The organism is Kitasatospora sp. NPDC057542 (assembly GCF_042801945.1).
Classification (GTDB): domain Bacteria; phylum Actinomycetota; class Actinomycetes; order Streptomycetales; family Streptomycetaceae; genus Kitasatospora.
The window spans coordinates 1-1,008 of record NZ_JBHVFE010000872.1; the positions used below are offsets into that span (position 1 = coordinate 1).

Genomic DNA, 1,008 nt, shown 5'->3' on the forward strand with positions numbered 1-1,008 from the left:
GCCGGGCAACGAGGGGCCCGGCCGCCCACCGGCGACCGCGTCACGCCGGTCACCGGCCGGTGTGGATCTCCGCGATGTAGCCGCCCGGGAACTGGACCATCGCGCTGTCCCGGCCGCCGGCGTGGACCGGCCCCCACAGCACCGAGGCGCCGGCGGCCTTGGCCCGCTCCAGGGTGGCGCCGAGGTCCGTCACGCCGTAGCCGGTGAGCTCCCGGCCGAACGGGTGGGGCAGGTGGCCGTCCGTCACCGCGACCGTGGTGCTGCCGAACCCGGAGGTGAGGCGGATGAGCCGGTACGTCGTGCCGGGCAGACCGAGGGCGGCGCCGTCGGCCTTCCGGTCGTCGGAGACGATGCGGCCCCTGGTGAAGGCGACGTAGCTGTCGAGGAAGGCGCCGACGGCGTCCGGTGAGAGGTAGAGCCGGTTCTCCGGCACGCTCGCCGGGGCGGGGTAGGACGGCGGGGTGGTGTGGACGTAGAGCTGGGCGTTGATCCCGCCGGGGAACTGGACGACGGCGTCGCGGCCGATCGGGTCGGCGAACGGTGCCACGGTCACGGCCGCGCCGTCGGCGCGGGCGGCCCGGACTGCCTGGTCGAGGTCGGTGACCAGCCAGCCGGTGCGCTCGGTGCCGAACGGGTACGGGATGGGCGTGGTGTAGTCGAACACCGACAGCGTGCCCACCGGGGACACCACCAGCTCGGACAGCGTCCGACTGGGCGTCGGGGTCACCTGGGTGGAGACCGGTCCGATCGTGGTGCCGCCGAAGGTGGACGTCCAACTGGCCACGAAGGCCTGCTCGGTGCCGGGTGCGACGTAGACGTGGGTGCTGTCGTACTGCGGGCCGACGGCGAACTGCTGGTGGACGCCCGGCGGCTTCGCCGGGTTGCTCTGGGTTGCCGAGGCGGCGGGGACCGCCGTCAGCGCGGCGACAGCCGCCACCAACGGGACCACGCGCCGGGCGAATCGAAGCTTCACGGGTGACCTCCTGATCGTGGTGCGCGCCCGGCGCC

General features: G+C 74.3%; 1 protein-coding gene. It reads right to left on the reverse strand.

Annotated features, from left to right (window positions below):
• Positions 1-49: 49 nt before the first annotated feature.
• The gene (locus ACFU7Y_RS44215; protein WP_380772122.1) at positions 50-973 is read right to left on the reverse strand and encodes a VOC family protein; all 924 of its coding nucleotides are present in this window, start codon (positions 971-973) and stop codon (positions 50-52) included.
• Between the last annotated feature and the right edge of the window lie 35 nt (positions 974-1,008).